Consider the following 19,870-nt stretch of genomic DNA (forward strand, 5'->3'; position numbering starts at 1 on the left):
GCAAAAAAGAAACATTACAGAAATCTTATTCCCACTCTATCGTTGCAGGCGGTTTAGAGCTGATATCATAGACTACTCTATTAACGCCTTTAACGCGATTTATTATATGATTACTTACTTCTTGTAAAAATTCATAAGGTAAATTTACCCAATCTGCAGTCATCCCATCGGTAGACTCTACCGCTCTAAGGGCAACTACTTTCTCATAGGTTCTCTCGTCTCCCATTACCCCTACACTATTTACAGGTAATAGAATTGCTCCAGCTTGCCATACCTTATCGTATAAGTCCCACTTTTTCAATCCATTTATAAAGATAGCATCAACCTCTTGTAATATACGAACTTTTTCTGCTGTAATATCTCCTAATATTCGAATTGCTAAACCTGGTCCAGGGAAAGGATGTCTTCCTAATAACTCAGGGTCGATTCCCATTTCTTTTCCTACACGTCTAACCTCATCTTTAAAAAGCATACGTAGCGGCTCTACGATTTTCAATTTCATAAAATCTGGTAAACCACCTACGTTGTGATGACTTTTAATGGTTACTGAAGGTCCGTTTACAGAAACACTTTCAATAACATCTGGGTAGATAGTTCCTTGACCTAACCAATCCACACCAGTTAATTGATGTGCCTCATCATCAAATACTTCAATAAAGGCATTACCAATAGCTTTACGTTTCTTTTCAGGATCGCTTACATCTTTCAAAGCTTTCAAAAATCGCTCCGATGCATCAACACCTTTTACGTTTAGCCCCATATCTTTATATTGGTCTAGAACGCTTTCAAATTCGTTTTTACGAAGCAACCCGTTATTTACGAATATACAGTATAAGTTTTTGCCAATTGCTTTATTAAGAAGAATAGCAGCAACAGTAGAATCTACTCCACCACTTAATCCTAACACAACTTTTCCATCTCCTATTTGCTCTTTTAAAGATGCAACAGTAGTTTCAACAAAAGCGGCTGGTGTCCAAGTTTGAGGTACTTCAGCAATATTCACTAAAAAGTTTTCTAACAATTGCTTTCCGTGCGTTGAATGGTACACTTCAGGATGAAATTGAATTGCGTAGGTTTCTTCGCCTTCAATTCTATAGGCAGCGTTTAAAACATCTACAGTACTTGCTAAACGTACTCCATTTTCAGGAAGTTTCGCGATTGTATCGCTATGACTCATCCAAACATTAGTATTTTCTGGAATGTCTTTAAAGAAAACTTCGTCATTTTTAATCATAGATAACTTCGCTCTTCCGTATTCACGTAAGTTTGATGGTTCTACACTTCCGCCATTAAAATGTGCTAAATACTGTGCACCATAACAAACCGCTAAAAGTGGTTTATGACCTTTTATTTTTGAAAGGTCTGGATGTGGAGCATCTTCAGCACGAACAGAAAATGGACTTCCAGAAAGAATTACAGCCTTATAAGGATCTAGGCTTTCTGGAACTTTATTGTAAGGGTGGATTTCGCAGTAAATATTCAACTCTCTAACGCGTCTAGCGATTAATTGAGTGTATTGCGATCCAAAATCTAAAATGAGGACATTATTTTGCATAGGCAAAAATACTGTAAATTGTTAATTTGGTTAAACTGTTGTGAGTAATTTTTCAATGTATTTTCAACAAAAGTAAAATTGTTGATTTGCTATTCTTTTAATTTCATTAAAAAAATCACGAACACACGAGTTTTTATAATCCTTCGTGCATTCGTGATTCTTCATTTAGCATAAATTAAAGTGTTTCTTTTAACCAGCTAAAGAACTCTCTTTGCCATACCAACGCATTTTGTGGTTGAAGCACCCAATGGTTCTCTTCTGGGAAATAAAGAAGCTTACTTTTAATATTTTGTAATTGCGCTGCTTGGAACGCTTGTAATCCTTGCTCAATAGGCACACGGTAGTCTTTACCACCTTGTACAATTAAAATTGGAGTATCCCATTTATCAACATAGTTAATTGGGTTAAACTCATTGTATGTTTTCTGTGCTACTTCATTTTCTTTCTCCCAATAAGCACCACCCATATCGTGGTTTACGAAGAACAACTCTTCAGTGGTACCATACATTGATCGGTTGTCGAAAACACCGTCATGAGCGATAAAAGATTTGAAACGACCGTCGTGATTTCCAGCAAGCCAGAAAACTGAATAGCCACCAAAACTTGCACCAACAGCACCAAGTCTATCATTATCTACATAAGGCTCTTTAGCAATAGCATCAATAGCATCTAGGTAATCTTGCATTGCACCACCACCCCAGTCGCCGCTAATTGCTTCATTCCATTCTACACCGTGACCTGGCATTCCTCTTCTATTAGGAGCTACAACAATATAACCTTGCGATGCCATTAATTGGAAATTCCAACGGAATGAGTAAAATTGAGATAAAGGAGACTGTGGTCCACCCTGAGCATAAAGCAAGGTTGGATATTTTTTTGTTTTATCGAAGTTTGGAGGTAAAACCACCCATACTAACATTTGTTTACCATCTTTAGTAGTTACCATTCTCTTTTCAACGGATGGTAAATCCATTTTTCCGTAAAACTCTGTATTAACTTGTGTAAGTTGCTTGAAAGTTTTTTTCTTTAAATCGAAAGAAAAAATCTCTGTAGCGTGGTTCATATCGGTACGTGTAACGATTAAATGACCATTGTTTTCTGCTACTATACCTGTTACATCAAATTGACCTTGTGAAAGCTGCTCTACTACAGGCATTTTTCTAGATCTTCCCGGATGATCAACTTTAAAAAGTTGTCTTGTTCCATTTACAGGAGCTGTAAAATAAATGTCTTTATTATTGTTTGCCCATATAAAGTTAGCAACAGTTCCATCCCATTGTGCTGTTAGGTTTTGTTTCACACCATCTTTTAGCACTATAATATCATTTTTATCGGCTTCATAACCTGGAGTCTTCATTTGTAACCAAGCTAAAGCACCATCTTTCGAAAATGCAGGATTTGTATCGTACCCTTTATTTTCTTCAGTAATATTTTCAGTTTTTTTACTTGCTAGGTTGTACTTGTAGATATCTGTATTAGTACTTACTGCATATTCTGTACCTGCAACCTTTTTACTTACATAATAGATATTTTCACCTTTTGGGTCCCAAACATAATCTTCATCCCCTCCAAAAGGAGCTTGTGGTGTGTAATATGGCTGCCCTGGTGTGATATCAGTTTCTGCACCAGTTTTTACATCTTTATAAAAAACGTGATTAAAACTTCCATCGTTGAATTTATCCCAATGACGGTAATCTAATGCCGTATACACATAAGCATCACTTTTTGGTAAGTCGTTATAAATATCTTTTCCAGTAATGTCATTAACGTGAACTGGTTTGTGCATTAATAGGTATTTCCCGTCTGCCGATAGATTTTTATCTGCTACTTTAACTTCCTCTTTAGTAACTTCTGCAAAATTGCCACCCGTTACTTTCATAGCGTAGAATTTTGAATCGAAGCTATTTTCTTCCATATTAGGAGTTGTAACTTTATAAAAAAGCACTTCTCCATTGTCAGAAATTCCAATTGGACTTACTTTTTTTACTTGCCATAATAGCTCAGGCGTCATCGTTTTTTGAGCGAACATGATGCCAGCAGTAAGAAATGCTAGCAGGAACGTTATTTTTTTCATTTCAAAAGTTTTTAAAAATGCAAAGTTACTTAAAAAAACTATGTGGGTTGCACTAGATATATATAGTAATGAATGTTCTAATTTTTCGTGGTATCTTTGCACACTTTTTAAATTAAGAAATAACAGAAATGCGCACGAAATCCCTAAAGAAAAATAAAATTAATGTAGTAACACTAGGTTGCTCTAAAAATGTATATGACAGTGAGGTACTTATGGGCCAACTGCGTGCTAGTAATAAAGAAGTAGTACACGAAGAAGAAGGAAACATTGTGGTAATTAATACCTGCGGCTTTATTAATAATGCCAAGGAGGAAAGCATTAACACTATTCTTGAATACGTTCAGAAAAAAGAAGAAGGAATTGTAGAAAAGGTTTTTGTTACAGGATGTTTATCTGAAAGGTATAAACCAGACCTTCAAAAAGAAATTCCAAATGTGGATGAATATTTTGGTACAACCGAACTTCCAGGTTTATTAAAAGCTTTAGGCGCAGACTACAAGCACGAATTGATTGGTGAAAGAATTACAACTACACCAAAAAACTATGCGTATTTTAAAATTGCTGAAGGTTGCGACCGCCCATGTTCTTTTTGTGCTATTCCAATTATGCGTGGAAAACACAGAAGTACTCCAATGGAGGAATTGGTTGTTGAAGCTGAAAAACTAGCAGCGAAAGGAGTTAAAGAACTTATTTTAATAGCACAGGATTTAACTTATTACGGTTTAGATTTATACAAAAAAAGAAATCTTGCAGAGCTACTTCAAAAGCTTGCAAAAGTTGAAGGAATTGAATGGATTCGTTTGCATTATGCCTTCCCTACAGGGTTCCCAATGGATGTGTTGGAGGTGATGCGCAATGAACCTAAGATATGTAATTATATAGATATTCCTCTACAGCATATTTCAGATTCTATTTTGAAATCGATGCGTCGTGGAACTACAAAGGCGAAGACAACCAAATTATTGGAAGACTTTAGAGCTGCCGTTCCTGAAATGGCGATTAGAACTACTTTAATTGTTGGTTACCCTGGTGAAACTGAAGAAGATTTCCAAACTTTAAAAGAATGGGTAAAAGAAATGCGTTTTGAGCGTTTAGGTTGTTTTACATATTCTCACGAAGAAAATACTCACGCTTACAATCTGGAAGACGATGTTCCGGAAGATGTAAAAATGGATCGCGCTAACCAAATTATGGAAATTCAATCTCAAATATCTTGGGAATTAAATCAGCAAAAAATAGGTAAGGAATTCCGTGTGGTAATCGACAGAAAAGAAGGTGGATACTTTGTAGGAAGAACTGAATTTGACAGTCCTGATGTTGACAACGAAGTATTAATTAATGCTGAAGATGATTATTTAAGAACTGGAGAGTTTTTTAACGTAAAAATTACCGCTGCTGAAGACTTTGATTTGTATGCAGAAGTTGTAAAATAAAACTTAAACATCTTATTACATAAAACAAAAAAGCGAGAAATTTCTCGCTTTTTTGTTTAACTAATCATTCTATATTCAGAATATTACTTTGAGCAATTAACACTAACTACTTTTTCTTTCTTGTTTTAAAATTTCCCTTAATAGTCGCCTCTTTTTTATTTTGTGAATAAAGTGTACCCTCAAAGGTTCCTTCAGAATGATTTTCACTATGCGAAATTAAGTTAACTTTCACCTTACCTTCTTCTCCGTTCTCGTTTTCATTAAAAGAGCGGTAAGTTTCCTTTCCTAGCGGGCCATCGTGTGATATACTTGTAAGCGTAATTTGCGCATCAAGTGGATCGTCATAAACTTTGTTTTCTAAAGGTGTTTTATACTTATTCAATTTCAGCATTATAACTATCCCATCCTTATCCATATTAACAGAAAGGCTACTAGGAGCAGATAAATTCCCTCTTTGTTTAGGAGAATTTAATTTGATGCTTTTCCCATCTTCTAGTTGAATTTCAACATAGATATCATCGTTGCTCTCTACTTTCGAAGAGGCTTTATTATTTGCCTCATTTTCATTGTTTGAATTGTTCTTACAACCTATCAAAACAAGACAGAAAATCCCTAAAACAAACAATAAAGGTTTTATTTTACACATTATTATAGACTTTTAAACCATTCTTGGTAATTCTTACCTAAAAAAGGCACTGGTTTTTCTTTTCCGTTCAATGCTCCCATTAGTCCAATAACCCATAGTACAATTATGAAAACACCTCCCAATATAGACACTATCCACCCCAAAATTGGAATGATATTTATAACTGATAATGCCAAACTCGTAAGCCCTAATCCAAGAGATTGACGTAAGTGATAGGAGGCAAATGAATTCTTTTTATCATTGTTCATCAGAAAAGCTATCAACAAGCCAAAAATGGTGATGTAAGCTATAATTGCAATAGTCTTTCCTTCTTCAATAGTATTTGAAGAAGGATTTATATTTTCTTGGGTACCTAAATTTTCATTCATAATTGATGTTTTAAGGATTTATTTAAATAAGTTGTACAGCTAATAATTAATCAATTACCACTTTATCTAATCCTCCAGAATCAGGTCCAGATTCAAATTCTCCGCGAATCCAGAATGCAGTAACATTTGACAATACTTCTTTTATATCAGCTTCGGTAGCAGTAACTCCACTGTCATAGTCTCCTTTAACCCAACCTTGATTTTTACTAATCTTCATAGAGTATGAAGTCCAATCAGAGCCTGGATAATTGGAAGGATTATGGTTATATGTTATTTGCTTATCACCATTTCTAAATATAACGTCTGCATTTTCGAATTGATTAGACATATTTGAGTCTTGGAATAAATTAAAACTTAAAGTTGCTCCATAATATTCTGATTTATTTCCCTGATAGGCGCTAGGTGCTGCAAAATACCAAACTCCACCTGCTACATCATCATCTGCATAAATGTATCCTCCTATCACGCCACCATCTGGCGAATATGTAGGCTCTACATAACCTCCCTGAGCGTCACCAACTATTTTCCATCCTTCAGCATTATTTTTAAATAAGCTTTCTTCTATAGGACCAAGGTCATCTGATGTATTATCATCATCACTACTACAACTTGTGTAGGCAAAACTAAGAATTAGTAAAGCCAACAGGATTCTGAATTTTTGCTGTAATCTTTTCATTTTTTCGGGTTTTTAAAATTTAAATATTTAGATGTGATTTTAAAAGTTGCTTATATGATTGTGATAAAGGCTCAGAATCACTAGTACTTTCGTTACGTTTATATATTTTTAAATTTATATTTCCTCACAGATATCGTCACCAGCATTGTTAGCAAAAGTGAGGTCATTATATACCAAACTAGCGTTACTAGCCATCTTTCTTTCAACAATTCCGCATCCACCACTGCTAGTAATATGAACGCTGTCTAAGGTTAAGTTTACAGTATGACTAGTTTGCCCTCCTAAAGAAAGACCCCCTGGTTGATTAAACCAATCCCAAGTAGATTGTCCTGCATCGGCTATCACTGCATTCTCAATTTTATTTAAGTTGCTTATACTTTGAATAATATTTATTCCTTTCCAACTACCTTGTCCGTATTGCCCAGAGAAGTTTACTGGATTTTCTGCTGATCCTAATACTTCTAATACAGTATTACCATGATACACTTGGATACCATAATTTTCTGCAAAAACAATATTACATCCTTCGGTAATCTTTAAATGGCCTGGTCTTTCATTTTCTCTATCTTGTCTAACAAAAATATTCTCTTCTATAAAGAATGGTACACCAGGATTTAACCATGTGTGCACAGGACCATTTACCTCATCCTCAATAAATCCACGATTATATATAGATTCTGAATTTACATAAATTTGATTCATTCCATTATCGGCATAAAGACTTGCAGTTCCGTCTAGAAACTTAATTTTTCTTGCTGCAATTTGCATTGGATAACTTTGATTTCCAATTACAGTATTAGCTTCCCACCCATCTATATTAGCAGAGGTACTAACAAAAACTCCATTTCCTTTATTATTACGGATAATAGTATTTTTAACTTCGACTTTACTTCCGTTTACATTTGTCAAAGCAGGTAAGCTTCCATCAGTTCCTCCAGCGTATTCTATTATAGTGTGATTTAATATATTATTTAAATCTCCCGAATCCATATAAATTCGATTCCATGCCCCTGGAGTTTGACTTGTACCTGTAAATACTATTGGTTTATCTTCTGTACCATTGGCTATTAACGCACCTGTTCTAGTGTCGTAATCGTCGATAATTAATCCTCCTCCTTGTTCAAATGCGATTGTAACACCTGGCTCTATTGTTAACGGAGCTCTTACTTTAACGGCACATGGCCATATATAATCAATTCCAGAACCTCTATCTTCTAGCACCATTGCTTCAGTAATTGTAGAACAATCTAACACTAAAGGCTCTACTACTGGGTCTGGTTCACTAACATCGTCATCGCTACTACAACTTGTTAAAGCAATAAAAGCTAATGGTATGTATAAAAGGTTTTGAAATTTAAATTGAAACTTTTTCATTTCTGAATTTTTATTGTTTATAGTTATGATATTTATTAATAATTCTAATTGTATACCTAAAGTTTCCCCAAAATATCATTTATAGTGTAACCACTTAGGTCGAAATATTTAGGGTCTGATGATTTTTTAAAAGAAGTAATATCCATTATTGAACTAGGGTTATCACTTTTTTTATCATAATAAATACTTCTAACCATCATTCCTTGTGGGTAGTTCTCGTCTATTTTAATAGTTGAAGCTTTTGAAAAATCTTTAATCTGTCCGCCAAAAAGATGGTTTCCACTTAAGTCAATACTAATATCTTTGGTAACCCAAGCATCCATTTTAATATCTTCTTTTGGATTGGTATAGACGTATTTTCGGGCCTTATACCCGTTTACTTCTTTTACCTCATCAGTTCGCTTCCATTCACCATTACTATCTTCTAAATCAGCTTGATCTCCTGCCATTTTCTCAGCCATTTTCTGAAAATTTATCATTGGCATTTTCATCGCTGTTTTTTCTTTATGATTCACCATATACGTGGCAGCGCCTTTATAATCAAATAACATTCGGCTTTCATTTTTATCACCTTCATTCATTATCATACATTCGCCAGTTTCACCAAAAACCATTTTAGCGGTATTAGTGTCGTCTAATTTTCCGTTCTTTTTAAACGATTGCATTTTCATCACTAAAGTTGCTTGTACAGGGTTTTCTGGAACTGGATAGCGCGTATCATTTTCATAAGTAATATCTTCTATCGCCTTACGACCTTTCTCCCTTTGTGGCTCTGCATGCTTCTCGCGCATGTCTTTTTCAACTTTCTGTTGAATTTTTCTTTTAATAAAACCTCGTTGTCCTTGCACTGGCGCCATAAAAGCTAACAACATTAAAGTTGTCACTATAGCTGTATAAATCTTTTTCATGATATTATTTTTTATTCTTTTATAAAGAATTCCACAAACAAACCTATCGATGATATTAGAGTATTACAACCCCTAATTAGAATTTGGAGGTTATGATTTAGAATTTGGAAAAAATACTTTTTATATAATTAGACGAATAAAAAAACCCAGTCATTTAAATAACTGGGTATAAAAAAACTCAATTCAAAACACGTTAGTAAACCATTATTTTACTTTTTATTTAAAGCGGAGCATAGTCTCTAAAATTTCATTAATTTGTTTTGCTTTTTGTCGCGATACTGGAATTTCAACATCATCGTGCATAATTAAACTCCCTCCGTCGTGTTTTAATATTCCCTTTACATACTGAGGGTTGATTAAATGAGATTGATGCACTCTAATAAAACCCTTTTCATATAATAGCTCCTCTATTTCTTTTAATGTTCGACTTATTAAAATCTTGTGTTGATCTTTACAAAATATATTGGTGTAATTACTATCCGATTGACACCGCACTATATTTTGAATTTCTACAATTTTATATCCTACTCCTGTTGGCAATGCTATTTGAGAAATATCCTTTTTAGGATCTTGCATATAATCATTGAGTATCTGCCACTGTTTGGTAGATGTTTTTTTTCGACGGCTTTCCCAACCAGATAATGCTTTTACAATACTTCTTTCTGTTATAGGTTTTAAGAGGTAATTTATAGCGCTATAGCGAAATGCTTTTATGGCATATTGATCATAAGCAGTTGTAAAAATTACGTCAAAATCTATTGGTAATAAATTATCAAGTAATGTGAATCCATTTAAATTTGGCATCTCAATATCTAGAAACAATAAATCAGGTGGGTTTTTTTTAATAAATTCTAATCCTTCCAGTGGATTTGTAAAAATCCCCGTGATGGTATAATCTGAATGTGCCCTTTCGATTAAATGTTTTAATACATTAGTACAATGCGCCTCATCATCAATTATTATAATTTTTGTCATGATTTAAGTTTCATAGGTTAATGTAATTTTTGTTCCTAAAACTACATCATCTTTTTCAAGGTCTGTAATCTTAAGACGTATTGACTTATTGCTCAAATGATTAAAAAGCGTTAAGCGATCTTGAACTAGACTTGTGCCCATAGCCTCATGCAATCTTTTTTTCTTGGCACTTTCCTTTCTGCCGATACCATTATCTAATATAGTGATTATTAAATCGTCAGAAGTATCAAATATAATCGATAATTTTTTCTCGGCTTTAAGACTTGGTTGCAAACCGTGCCAGATTGCATTTTCAACCAAAGGTTGTAACAATAATGGAGGTATTTGATATTGTGAAAGCTCTTCCTTCGACGATACTTCAATATCATAAGTGAAGCTAGACCCCATCCGACTTCGTTCCAAAGAAAGATATAATTCTAAAATCTCTAACTCCTCTTCTACAGTAATTTGTTGATGTTTACTACTGCTTAATATGCCTCTTAGTAAAGCAGAAAATTCATCTAGATAGATAATTGCATCATCATTTCTAGAGGTCATTATTAAATGCTTAATAGCACTCAAACTATTGAAAATAAAGTGAGGGTTCATTTGTGAACGCAACGCTATCATTTCTGTTTCCCTTATTTTCTGAGTAAATTCATCTTTAATCTTCTGTTCTCTGTCTTTTTCAATCTCAGAATAAACCTTAATTAGTTCTTCAGTTTTTTTATGAACTTTCTCATCAAGCTTTCGATTCATATTTTCTTGCAAAGCTTGATTTTCTTTTAATTGAACAATTAATTCTTTATTAGCTCTAGTTTTTTCTTTTTGAAGTAGAAGCACATTTTCTCCTAATGCAAGTGAAAAACATATTACTTCACCCAATAACCCTATTTGGAAGATGATATTTGGAGCTTGAGTAAAGTTAAAGAAGTGTCCCGGAATGAAACTCAACTCTGCATAAGCAACATAGGACGACAAAACTGCACCAATAAAAAAGAACGTTTGTCCTACTATAAAATAACTTATAAGCGGATGTTTTACTTTATAAATAATCCAAAAAATCAGTATAAAATTAAGTGGAATAATTATTAATCTCACAATAATGAACACTGTTTCGGCAAACATATTTCCAAAGAAAAAATAGCTGAATATAAAGTGTGAAACCGCATACACAAAACAAAACCTTCCTAAGTATGATAATACTTTCGCTAGTAATTTATCATAGTACTTAACTTTCAATAAGTGTTTTATAAATAAAATGTAAAACCCTATAAATACAAATTGAACGGGTTGAAAAGCAGAAGTGGAAAGCGTTGGAATGTAAGTAAACAAATTACCAAAAGATGCAGAAGTAGTTCTCAAAACTTGAAAACCATAAATAATTTGAAAAAGTAAATATCCTAAATAATATAGGTATAGTTTCTTCCAAAGCCGCAACCAAAACACCAGAGCAAAGGCAAAAATTGTTGTTATGGTAATTATATAAATATATATGAAGGAAATTGACGCATCTTGTTTTTCATTAATGTTATGCAGCAACTCCCAGTAGCTAAGTTTGGAGTTTAGTGTGGGTGGATCTATTTTTCTCTTTAAAGGATTGTGTAATCGTATAAAAATCTGTGAAGTTTGAAATGGAGCTAGTGCTATTTCGGTAAAATAATAATCAGACCTGTTTGTGCGCTGTGGTAAGGGAATTAACCTTCCATTTTTAAATACCTTAACATCGTTTTTAAATACTTGGTATATAGTGTTACTTGGGGTGTCACTATATATATAATTGCGGATAGTGTCCTTGGAATTATTTTTTAAGTCGAATTTTAACCAAAGTGCCTGTTTAGAGTTTACAGACAATTCCGAACTATAGGGTCTCCACGAAACACTCGCCTTAACATCTTCGAAGCTAGAATCTTTATCATTAATATGCGCTTGAACTTCTTTACTATTGATGAGTTCAAATTTAAACACAATTGAGTCAGCCATTATTTGACCCTGTATTGATGTCAAATTAGCTAAAAGACAAAAAACAAATAAAACAAGGGAAGTTCTCATGTCTGTAGCTAATATACCATTCTACCATCGCTTATACCTCAACATTTTAGTAAATAGCGGCTATTAATTAGTATTTGGAAAATTAAAATACATTTAAACCGAATACTCAGTAAGATGAACCAAATACTAATTTGGTATTGATACGACTTTCTATCCAAGGTATATTTGTTTCAAAATTATTCTTGACGCTATGGTTATTAGTGAAATAGAGTTTAATGACTTAGTAAGAAAAGTTAACATTTGTTTGTTTATTAAGTAAAATTAGAGGGGGGCTCCACTGTTATAATTTAAAGAGCCGAATTCTCTATATAACAGTGGAGTATAAAACTAACCAAATTCAACAAGCCTTTCCGAAGCAATTGCTGCATTGGAAAGGCTTTTTAATTGTTGAAACTTCTTATTTCTGTACCTTTGATATAAAAGTGTCAAGATGGGCTATCAAAGATTCAAACTTCCAAAAACAGTCTTATTTACCATCAGTGCGCTTTATGTGTTTCTGATGGTTGCCACCTATATTCTTTACTATAAGGAGCCTGTTATTGTGTGTGCCGAACGGATGTTAATAGCCCAAGGTTTTGCTATGGTTATTCAAATAATATTAAATTACATCGCATATCACTCAAAAAACAAAATTGTGATTCTCACCATCTTATTTATAAGTACTATGCTCTTTTTAGGAGCTCTTTCTGGATTTTTCAACCTTGGATTAATGTGTGAATTCTATGGATACTAATTTGAATACCAAGAAACTTCTAATTATAGGCCATACATACCCTGAGCCTTCAACTACCGCGGCTGGTGGGAGAATGATGCAATTGATTAATTTCTTCACTGAAAGTAATTATGAAATCACATTTGTAAGTACTGCTTCAAAAGGTGATAAATCGGCTAACCTTCTAGCTCAAAATATTTCTATTAAAAACATAAAACTCAACGACTCTGCATTTGATGATTTTGTAAAAGAATTAAATCCAACAGTAGTAATATTTGATCGTTTTATTACTGAAGAACAATTTGGTTGGCGAGTATCTGAAAACTGTCCAAATGCGTTAAAAATTCTGGATACTGAAGACTTACATTTTTTAAGAAACGCAAGAAAGGAAGCGATTAAAAAAAACAGACCAGTTTCTGAAGCGAATCTATTTTCAGATTCTGCAAAAAGGGAACTCGCAAGTATTTTAAGATGTGATCTCTCTTTAATAATTTCGGAATATGAAATTGAGCTTTTAAGGAACACTTTTAAGATTTCCTCAGATTTACTTTTTTATCTTCCATTGTTGGCTGACGCTAATTCGGAGTTCAAAAACACTGTTTCATTTACAGAAAGAGAAAACTTTTTAGCTATCGGTAATTTATTGCATCCGCCTAATGTAGATTCCGTTTTACAACTTAAAAAATTATGGCCTAAAGTAAAAAGGCAAATTCCCTCAGCTGAACTCCACGTTTACGGAGCATATGCTCCTCAGCAAATTCTTCAACTTAATAATAAAAAAGAAGGTTTTATTGTAAAAGGCTGGGCAGAAGACGTTAAAGAGATAATGAATAATTATCGTTTACAGCTTGCTCCAATACGTTTTGGTGCTGGATTAAAAGGAAAACTTTTCGATGCAATGCAATTTGGCCTACCTTCAATTACCACGGAAATTGGCGCTGAAGGTTTATATGGAAATTTGGCCTTTGGTGGAATTATAACCACTTCGGATGAAAACTTCGTCACTAAAGCAATTGAACTATATTCAGATGAAAACGCCTGGCAAAATGCTCAGGAAAATGGGTTTAGAATTATTGAAAATCGTTTTTTAGGTGAAATGTTCTCTGAAAAACTGAATGCAATAATTACTTCCCTTGTTGAAAACATAACAAACCACCGACAAGAAAATTTCTTAGGTCAGGTGATACAACATCACACACTACAAAGCACAAAATACTTAAGTAAATGGATTGAAACTAAAAATCAAATTCCTCAAAATTCATCACCAGTTTGTTTTGCGAATAGTGATGAAGTACGCGATGAGTATAAGTAGTTAATTTCCCTAAAACACAATATAAGATTAAAGCCATTGCGTAGCTTTGTGAAGTAGCAATATTGATTTACTCTAATTTAAATTCAACAGAAAAACACCTTACACTATCAATGATTATAAAAAGAATTTTTCAAGTTATTATTCTGTTGTTCTTAAGCGTATTTTTTTTGACTTTTTATTCAAATTATACAATTACAAACACAAGTAATGGCAAGACGTTCAACAGCGTAAATTCCATAAAGAAAAATAGAGTTGGCGTAGTATTAGGAACAGCAAAATATTATAAAAACGGAGGAATAAATTTATATTTTAAATACAGAATTGATGCAGCTGTAGAATTGTTTAAGAACGATAAAATTGATTTTATCTTGGTAAGCGGCGATAACAGCTCGAAAAGCTATAATGAGCCAAAAACATTTAAAAAGGAACTGGTTAAACGCGGCATACCTGAAGATGTAATATTTTTGGACTATGCTGGTTTTAGAACATTAGACTCTGTTATCCGTGCTCACGCTATCTTTAGTCAGGATAGTTTCACCGTAATTTCACAACAGTTTCACAATGAACGTGCTATATATCTCGCCGAAAAAAACGGTTTAAACGTAATTGGTTTTAACGCAAAAGATGTAGGTGGGAGAAATGGTTTTAAAGTGAAGCTACGCGAATATTTCGCAAGAACGAAAGCTTTTCTAGATATCATTTTCAACGTTGAACCCAAGTTTTACGGTGAAAAAGTTGAAATTAAATCTGCTTAATAAACAAAGCATACTAGTCAATAACCGCAAAATTATTTAATGAATATCAAATACATAGACGATCAGACTTTTAGCAATATTGACTCCTCTAAAGATAATTTAGAAATAGCCGAATATGAATTCTGCACTTTTACAAATTGCAATTTTGCTAATAGCAACCTTTCTGGAAGTAGATTTTCAGACTGTAAGTTTGTAGATTGTAATTTCAGCAATAGTAATTTGTCTAAGGTATCTTTTCAGGATGTAAAGTTTAAAAATTGTAAAATGTTAGGGTTACAATTTGATTCATGTAATGAATTCGGATTTGCTATTTCATTTGATGAGTGCCTATTAGAGCATTCAATTTTCTACAAAATGAAATTAAGCAGAAGTATTTTTAAAAATTCACAATTGCAATTTGTAGATTTTACTGAAGCAGACTTAAAAGGTGTAACACTTAGGGGATGTAATTTTCAAAATGCAACTTTTCAAAATACGAATTTGGAAAAAGCTGATTTTCGAGAAGCTAAAAACTATTCTATTGATCCTGAACAAAACAGATTAAAAGGCGCTAAATTTTCACTACCTGAAGTAATTGGACTTTTAGATAAATTTCAAATTGAAATTCATAATTAATAGACGTTAAGCATTAGCTAACAAACAATCTCTTCTCGCTTCAATTCACTATTTTTGTAAAGCTTTGAAAAAGAACATATGAAGTTTAAAATAGAATCAGAATTTCAACCCACTGGAGACCAACCACGGGCTATAAAATCATTAGTTGAAGGACTTAATTCCGATGAAAAATATCAGACACTTTTAGGTGTAACTGGGTCGGGAAAAACTTTTACTGTTGCCAATGTGGTAGAACAAGTACAAAAGCCTACCTTGGTTTTAGCCCATAATAAAACTCTTGCCGCACAGCTTTATACAGAGTTTAAAAATCTGTTTCCAAATAATGCAGTTGAATATTTTGTATCCTACTACGATTATTATCAGCCTGAAGCTTTTATCCCCAGCAGTGGAACCTATATTGAAAAAGATCTTTCTATAAATGAAGAAATAGAAAAAATGCGATTAAGCACTACTTCTGCCCTATTATCTGGGCGAAGAGATGTGATAGTAGTTTCTTCCGTTTCGTGTTTATACGGTATTGGTAACCCTGTTGAATTTAAGAAAAACGTTATTTCGTTAGAAAAAGGACAAATAATTTCGCGAACAAAGTTGCTTCACCGTTTGGTTCAAAGTCTTTATTCTAGAACTGAAGCCGAATTTAATCACGGACGATTCCGTATTAAAGGAGATACCGTTGATGTTTTTCCAGGTTATGCCGATGATGCATTTAGAATTCATTTTTTTGGAGATGAAATTGAGGAAATTGAAGTATTTGATCCTTTAAACAACAATATAAAAGCGAAGTACGATCGATTAAATATTTATCCTGCAAATATGTTCGTAACATCACCAGATGTGTTACAAAATGCTATTAAAAGCATTCAGGATGATTTAGTTTTACAGATAGAGTATTTTAAAGAAATAGGAAAACACCTAGAGGCAAAACGTTTAGAAGAGCGTACAAATTTCGACCTGGAAATGATTCGCGAACTAGGGTATTGTAGCGGAATCGAAAACTATTCGCGCTACTTAGACCAACGTTTGCCCGGTACTCGCCCCTTCTGCCTATTAGATTATTTTCCAGATGATTACTTGATGGTAGTAGATGAGAGTCACGTTTCTATCCCTCAGGTTAGTGCAATGTACGGTGGAGACCGTTCAAGAAAAGAAAATTTGGTTGAATACGGATTTCGCTTACCAGCTGCAATGGATAACAGACCACTTAAGTTTGAAGAATTTGAAGCTATTCAAAATCAAGTGATTTATGTAAGTGCAACTCCTGCCGACTACGAATTAGAAAAGAGTGGCGGTGTGTTTGTAGAACAGATTATACGCCCAACAGGACTTTTGGACCCACCAATTGAAGTTCGACCTAGCCTCAATCAAATTGATGATTTACTAGAAGAAATTCACCTTCGTATTGAAAAAGACGAAAGGGTTTTGGTTACTACATTAACCAAAAGAATGGCAGAAGAGCTGACCAAGTATTTAATTCGTGTACAGGTAAGAACTCGTTATATCCACAGTGATGTAGATACTTTGGAACGAGTGGAAATTATGCAGGATTTACGTCTAGGTCTTTTTGATGTATTAGTTGGAGTAAACCTTCTCCGTGAAGGATTGGACTTACCAGAAGTTTCATTGGTCGCTATTTTAGATGCTGATAAGGAAGGTTTTTTAAGAAGTGAGCGGTCACTCACACAAACTGTAGGTCGTGCTGCTAGAAACCTAAATGGTAAAGCTATAATGTATGCTGATAAAATAACCAAAAGTATGCAAGAGACAATTGATAGCACAAACTACAAAAGAGAAAAGCAAATTGCATACAATAAAAAACACGGTATCACGCCAACAGCAATTAAGAAGTCTTTTGAAAATTCGCTAACGAAGTCTAAACAAGAGGCATATTCGTTTGAAACAGCTGAAAGCCTTGCTGCAGAATCTGAAGTGGAATACCTAACTAAAGCTCAAATTGAAAAGAAAATCCGAGATACTCGTAAAGCGATGGAAAAATCTGCCAAAGAGTTAGATTTTATGATGGCTGCTAAACTTCGTGATAAAATTAAAACGTATCAAAAACAGCTAGAGGAGGTCTGAGTAATCTAAAATATTCTTTATATATTATAGTCAGCAGTATACTAACAAGAGATTTAATTTTACAATGCTTTTAACGACTTTCATAAAATCTATTTTGTATTTTACTCTTTCTATGATTTCAACTCAAAATATCAATTTAGATAACAAAATAATTCCAGAAAACATTAAAAAAGAGGTAATCGAAGCAATTTCGTATTATCCTGAACTCTATGACACTGCCATAGAGTTTAAATTTAAGAACAATATAAAAAAGTCTACAATGCAAGCTCAACCGAGGTTTGCAAGTTTTTTTAAATCGAAAGAAAACAGGGAATATGTTATTCTAATTAGCAGAAACATTCAAATTGAAGGGGAAGTTTTCACCATAGATGATATTCCTTCCGATGTAATAATTGGTTGGATTGGACACGAATTAGGTCATGTTATGGACTATCGCAATAGAACAAATGTTGGAATGCTAATATTTGGGGTGAAATATCTTTTCTCTTCAGCTCATATCAAAGAAGTAGAGCGCGCAGCGGACACCTACGCTGTTGCCCACGGAATGGGAGATTATATCCTAAAAACAAAAAACTTCATTTTAGAAAACGCCAATCTTTCAGAAAAATATAAAGAACGAATTCGAAGACTTTACATTTCACCTGAAGAAGTTATGGAACTCATCAACAAAAATAAAGTCGAGGAAGAAATTGAAATAGTTGAAAAAGAAGGTTAGACTTATTCTATTGCTGTGTCTTTACAAATTCCTCCCATTCAGCAAACTTCTCTTCTCCCATCACCTTTTCCATTTTAACTTGCCCACCTTTCTTTTTATTCTTGGCACTCCACTCTTGAAAAACCTCTAAACTTACTGTAGATACTTTTACTCCTTTTAAAGCTTTCGATCTAGCTACAGCATAATTTTTATTTGCTTCTTTTAAAGCATTATCTAAGGCTTCAGCTAATTCTTCATTGCTAATTTCAGTATCTGTACCCAAATACCAATGATGATAAAACTCTTCATCTATCTTAACAGCAGCAAGTGTAAATTCAGGAATTTTTATATCAAATTTCTCTTCCAGTTCACGTAGTGCAACCTCCATTTTATTTACAGAAAGTTGTGACCCCACCACGTTTAAAAAGAATTTGGTGCGACCTGTAATTTTAATTTCAGCTTTTTCTACATCTGTAAAAGCAATGGTATCACCAATTAAATAACGCCAAGCGCCAGAAACCGTACTTATTATTAAAACATAATCTGTATCAACCTCAACCTCTTCAAGTGTTAATGCAGGAGCATCTTGAGACAGTGATCCATCATCATTGATATAATCTGGGTTAAAAGGAACGAATTCAAAATAAATACCATTATCGGTAACCAACTTCATTGAGGTTGTTTCTGGTCTATTCTGAAAAGCTAAAAAACCTTCTGAAGCTAAATAAGTATCAATAATTATAATAGGATGCGCCAGTAGCTGATTAAAACTCTTTTCATAAGGCTGAAAAGCAACACCTCCAGAAGTATATGCTTGTAGGTTTGGCCATATTTCGTGTATATTTTTTGCACCGTGATATTCTATCACTTTTTTCATCATAAGTTCCATCCAAGAAGGAATTCCGCTCAATGCTCCTATATCCCATTCCCGTGCGCGTTTAGCTATTGTTTCTACCTTTTCGTCCCAATCATCCATCTGTGCGATTTCTTCTCCAGGCTTGTAGTATCCGCGAAACCAAAATGGAATATTACTAGCGCTAATCCCGCTAATTTCACCTTCTAAAAACTGGTCTTGTTCTTCTAGGTTTGTACTACTACCCAACATCATTATTTCCTTTTCGAAGAAATCTGATTGTACATCAAAATTTGCTAAAGCACCCACTTGTTTAATCCCAGCATTGCGAATAGCTTCTACCATTTCGTCAGTTACAGGAATTTTTTTTGATGTTTTTCCAGTAGTTCCACTACTTCTAGCAAAATATGTAGGTACACCCGGCCAAGTAATATCTTCTAGCCCTTCTTGTGTTTTCACCCACCACTTCTCTTCCATTTGGTGATAGTCGAAATAAGGTACTTTTTTAGAAAATTCCTTCTGTATATCCTCAGCCTCTAAAATTTTAGAAAAGCCATAATATTTCCCAAAAGCTGTATCCTTAGCCTTTTCAAGTAAATTTTTTAAAACTTCTTTTTGAGATTCTACTTGGGATTTTTCAGAAACTATCGCATCGCGCAGGTCGATAGCAGTCTTGATTATTGAACCTAATATTGCCATATTTTTAGTTTTTTATGAAACTACAATTTTTAAAAAATGTACATATAGGAATTAAATCAATTTTAACCTTTTTAATTTGCCCTTCAGATATGGTATCTTTACAAAAAATCTATA

At 33.6% G+C, this 19,870-nt stretch carries 17 protein-coding genes; 7 read left to right on the top strand and 10 right to left on the bottom strand.

Annotated features, from left to right (window positions below; translation table 11 throughout):
- Positions 1 to 25: 25 nt before the first annotated feature.
- Complete coding sequence (gene guaA, locus G3A46_RS12615) at positions 26 to 1,555, bottom strand: glutamine-hydrolyzing GMP synthase (protein WP_165150313.1); 1,530 nt, start codon at positions 1,553 to 1,555, stop codon at positions 26 to 28.
- Between the two features lie 175 nt (positions 1,556 to 1,730).
- The gene (locus tag G3A46_RS12620) at positions 1,731 to 3,629 is read right to left on the bottom strand and encodes a S9 family peptidase (RefSeq protein WP_165150314.1); all 1,899 of its coding nucleotides are present in this window, start codon (positions 3,627 to 3,629) and stop codon (positions 1,731 to 1,733) included.
- Between the two features lie 128 nt (positions 3,630 to 3,757).
- On the opposite strand from G3A46_RS12620, the gene rimO reads away from it, so the two are divergent.
- Positions 3,758 to 5,062, top strand: a complete 1,305-nt coding sequence (gene rimO, locus G3A46_RS12625) for a 30S ribosomal protein S12 methylthiotransferase RimO (protein ID WP_165150315.1) — start codon at positions 3,758 to 3,760, stop codon at positions 5,060 to 5,062.
- 106 nt (positions 5,063 to 5,168) lie between these two features.
- Here rimO and G3A46_RS12630 read toward each other — a convergent pair whose 3' ends face one another.
- The 7 genes from G3A46_RS12630 to G3A46_RS12660 all read right to left on the bottom strand — a co-directional run bounded on the left by G3A46_RS12630 (position 5,169) and on the right by G3A46_RS12660 (position 11,971).
- Positions 5,169 to 5,708, bottom strand: a complete 540-nt coding sequence (locus G3A46_RS12630; RefSeq protein WP_165150316.1) for a hypothetical protein — start codon at positions 5,706 to 5,708, stop codon at positions 5,169 to 5,171.
- A 2-nt stretch (positions 5,709 to 5,710) separates the two neighbouring features.
- Positions 5,711 to 6,076 (bottom strand): hypothetical protein, encoded by a 366-nt coding sequence (locus G3A46_RS12635; protein ID WP_165150317.1) that lies wholly within the window; start codon positions 6,074 to 6,076, stop codon positions 5,711 to 5,713.
- A gap of 46 nt (positions 6,077 to 6,122) precedes the next feature.
- Positions 6,123 to 6,752, bottom strand: coding sequence for a laminin B domain-containing protein (locus tag G3A46_RS12640; RefSeq protein ID WP_165150318.1), 630 nt, complete (start codon positions 6,750 to 6,752; stop codon positions 6,123 to 6,125).
- 114 nt (positions 6,753 to 6,866) lie between these two features.
- Positions 6,867 to 8,126, bottom strand: a complete 1,260-nt coding sequence (locus tag G3A46_RS12645; RefSeq protein WP_165150319.1) for a hypothetical protein — start codon at positions 8,124 to 8,126, stop codon at positions 6,867 to 6,869.
- A 56-nt stretch (positions 8,127 to 8,182) separates the two neighbouring features.
- Complete coding sequence (locus G3A46_RS12650) at positions 8,183 to 9,034, bottom strand: hypothetical protein (protein ID WP_165150321.1); 852 nt, start codon at positions 9,032 to 9,034, stop codon at positions 8,183 to 8,185.
- A gap of 216 nt (positions 9,035 to 9,250) precedes the next feature.
- Positions 9,251 to 10,009, bottom strand: a complete 759-nt coding sequence (locus tag G3A46_RS12655; RefSeq protein WP_139856052.1) for a LytTR family DNA-binding domain-containing protein — start codon at positions 10,007 to 10,009, stop codon at positions 9,251 to 9,253.
- Between the two features lie 3 nt (positions 10,010 to 10,012).
- A complete protein-coding gene (locus G3A46_RS12660) occupies positions 10,013 to 11,971 on the bottom strand; it encodes a histidine kinase (RefSeq protein WP_241836897.1) in 1,959 nt (652 codons plus the stop codon).
- Positions 11,972 to 12,470: 499 nt separating this feature from the next.
- Between G3A46_RS12660 and G3A46_RS12665 the strand changes: the two genes are divergently transcribed.
- The 6 genes from G3A46_RS12665 to G3A46_RS12690 all read left to right on the top strand — a co-directional run bounded on the left by G3A46_RS12665 (position 12,471) and on the right by G3A46_RS12690 (position 18,225).
- Positions 12,471 to 12,773, top strand: a complete 303-nt coding sequence (locus G3A46_RS12665; RefSeq protein ID WP_165150325.1) for a hypothetical protein — start codon at positions 12,471 to 12,473, stop codon at positions 12,771 to 12,773.
- The gene (locus tag G3A46_RS12670) at positions 12,763 to 14,064 is read left to right on the top strand and encodes a glycosyltransferase (RefSeq protein ID WP_165150327.1); all 1,302 of its coding nucleotides are present in this window, start codon (positions 12,763 to 12,765) and stop codon (positions 14,062 to 14,064) included. The genes G3A46_RS12665 and G3A46_RS12670 overlap by 11 nt, the downstream gene beginning before the upstream one ends.
- 167 nt (positions 14,065 to 14,231) lie before the next feature.
- Positions 14,232 to 14,819: an ElyC/SanA/YdcF family protein gene (locus tag G3A46_RS12675; protein ID WP_241836898.1), complete on the top strand. Its 588-nt coding sequence runs from the start codon at positions 14,232 to 14,234 to the stop codon at positions 14,817 to 14,819.
- Positions 14,820 to 14,858: 39 nt separating this feature from the next.
- Complete coding sequence (locus G3A46_RS12680; RefSeq protein WP_165150331.1) at positions 14,859 to 15,434, top strand: pentapeptide repeat-containing protein; 576 nt, start codon at positions 14,859 to 14,861, stop codon at positions 15,432 to 15,434.
- A gap of 78 nt (positions 15,435 to 15,512) precedes the next feature.
- Complete coding sequence (gene uvrB, locus G3A46_RS12685) at positions 15,513 to 17,510, top strand: excinuclease ABC subunit UvrB (RefSeq protein ID WP_165150333.1); 1,998 nt, start codon at positions 15,513 to 15,515, stop codon at positions 17,508 to 17,510.
- Between the two features lie 112 nt (positions 17,511 to 17,622).
- On the top strand, positions 17,623 to 18,225 hold the full coding sequence (locus G3A46_RS12690) for a hypothetical protein (protein WP_165150400.1): 603 nt from the start codon (positions 17,623 to 17,625) through the stop codon (positions 18,223 to 18,225).
- Between the two features lie 7 nt (positions 18,226 to 18,232).
- Here G3A46_RS12690 and G3A46_RS12695 read toward each other — a convergent pair whose 3' ends face one another.
- Positions 18,233 to 19,756, bottom strand: coding sequence for a GH3 auxin-responsive promoter family protein (locus G3A46_RS12695; RefSeq protein WP_165150335.1), 1,524 nt, complete (start codon positions 19,754 to 19,756; stop codon positions 18,233 to 18,235).
- Between the last annotated feature and the right edge of the window lie 114 nt (positions 19,757 to 19,870).

It is taken from the genome of Aequorivita sp. KMM 9714, assembly GCF_011065475.1.
Taxonomy (GTDB): Bacteria; Bacteroidota; Bacteroidia; order Flavobacteriales; family Flavobacteriaceae; genus Aequorivita; species Aequorivita sinensis.

What these genes read in the sequence shown, in the direction of transcription:
- guaA (WP_165150313.1), bottom strand. Translation starts at nt 1,555, where the DNA reads ATGCAAAATAATGTCCTCATTTTAGATTTTGGATCGCAATACACTCAA.
- G3A46_RS12620 (WP_165150314.1), bottom strand. Translation starts at nt 3,629, where the DNA reads ATGAAAAAAATAACGTTCCTGCTAGCATTTCTTACTGCTGGCATCATG.
- rimO (WP_165150315.1), top strand. Translation starts at nt 3,758, where the DNA reads ATGCGCACGAAATCCCTAAAGAAAAATAAAATTAATGTAGTAACACTA.
- G3A46_RS12630 (WP_165150316.1), bottom strand. Translation starts at nt 5,708, where the DNA reads ATGTGTAAAATAAAACCTTTATTGTTTGTTTTAGGGATTTTCTGTCTT.
- G3A46_RS12635 (WP_165150317.1), bottom strand. Translation starts at nt 6,076, where the DNA reads ATGAATGAAAATTTAGGTACCCAAGAAAATATAAATCCTTCTTCAAAT.
- G3A46_RS12640 (WP_165150318.1), bottom strand. Translation starts at nt 6,752, where the DNA reads ATGAAAAGATTACAGCAAAAATTCAGAATCCTGTTGGCTTTACTAATT.
- G3A46_RS12645 (WP_165150319.1), bottom strand. Translation starts at nt 8,126, where the DNA reads ATGAAAAAGTTTCAATTTAAATTTCAAAACCTTTTATACATACCATTA.
- G3A46_RS12650 (WP_165150321.1), bottom strand. Translation starts at nt 9,034, where the DNA reads ATGAAAAAGATTTATACAGCTATAGTGACAACTTTAATGTTGTTAGCT.
- G3A46_RS12655 (WP_139856052.1), bottom strand. Translation starts at nt 10,009, where the DNA reads ATGACAAAAATTATAATAATTGATGATGAGGCGCATTGTACTAATGTA.
- G3A46_RS12660 (WP_241836897.1), bottom strand. Translation starts at nt 11,971, where the DNA reads ATGGCTGACTCAATTGTGTTTAAATTTGAACTCATCAATAGTAAAGAA.
- G3A46_RS12665 (WP_165150325.1), top strand. Translation starts at nt 12,471, where the DNA reads ATGGGCTATCAAAGATTCAAACTTCCAAAAACAGTCTTATTTACCATC.
- G3A46_RS12670 (WP_165150327.1), top strand. Translation starts at nt 12,763, where the DNA reads ATGGATACTAATTTGAATACCAAGAAACTTCTAATTATAGGCCATACA.
- G3A46_RS12680 (WP_165150331.1), top strand. Translation starts at nt 14,859, where the DNA reads ATGAATATCAAATACATAGACGATCAGACTTTTAGCAATATTGACTCC.
- uvrB (WP_165150333.1), top strand. Translation starts at nt 15,513, where the DNA reads ATGAAGTTTAAAATAGAATCAGAATTTCAACCCACTGGAGACCAACCA.
- G3A46_RS12690 (WP_165150400.1), top strand. Translation starts at nt 17,623, where the DNA reads ATGATTTCAACTCAAAATATCAATTTAGATAACAAAATAATTCCAGAA.
- G3A46_RS12695 (WP_165150335.1), bottom strand. Translation starts at nt 19,756, where the DNA reads ATGGCAATATTAGGTTCAATAATCAAGACTGCTATCGACCTGCGCGAT.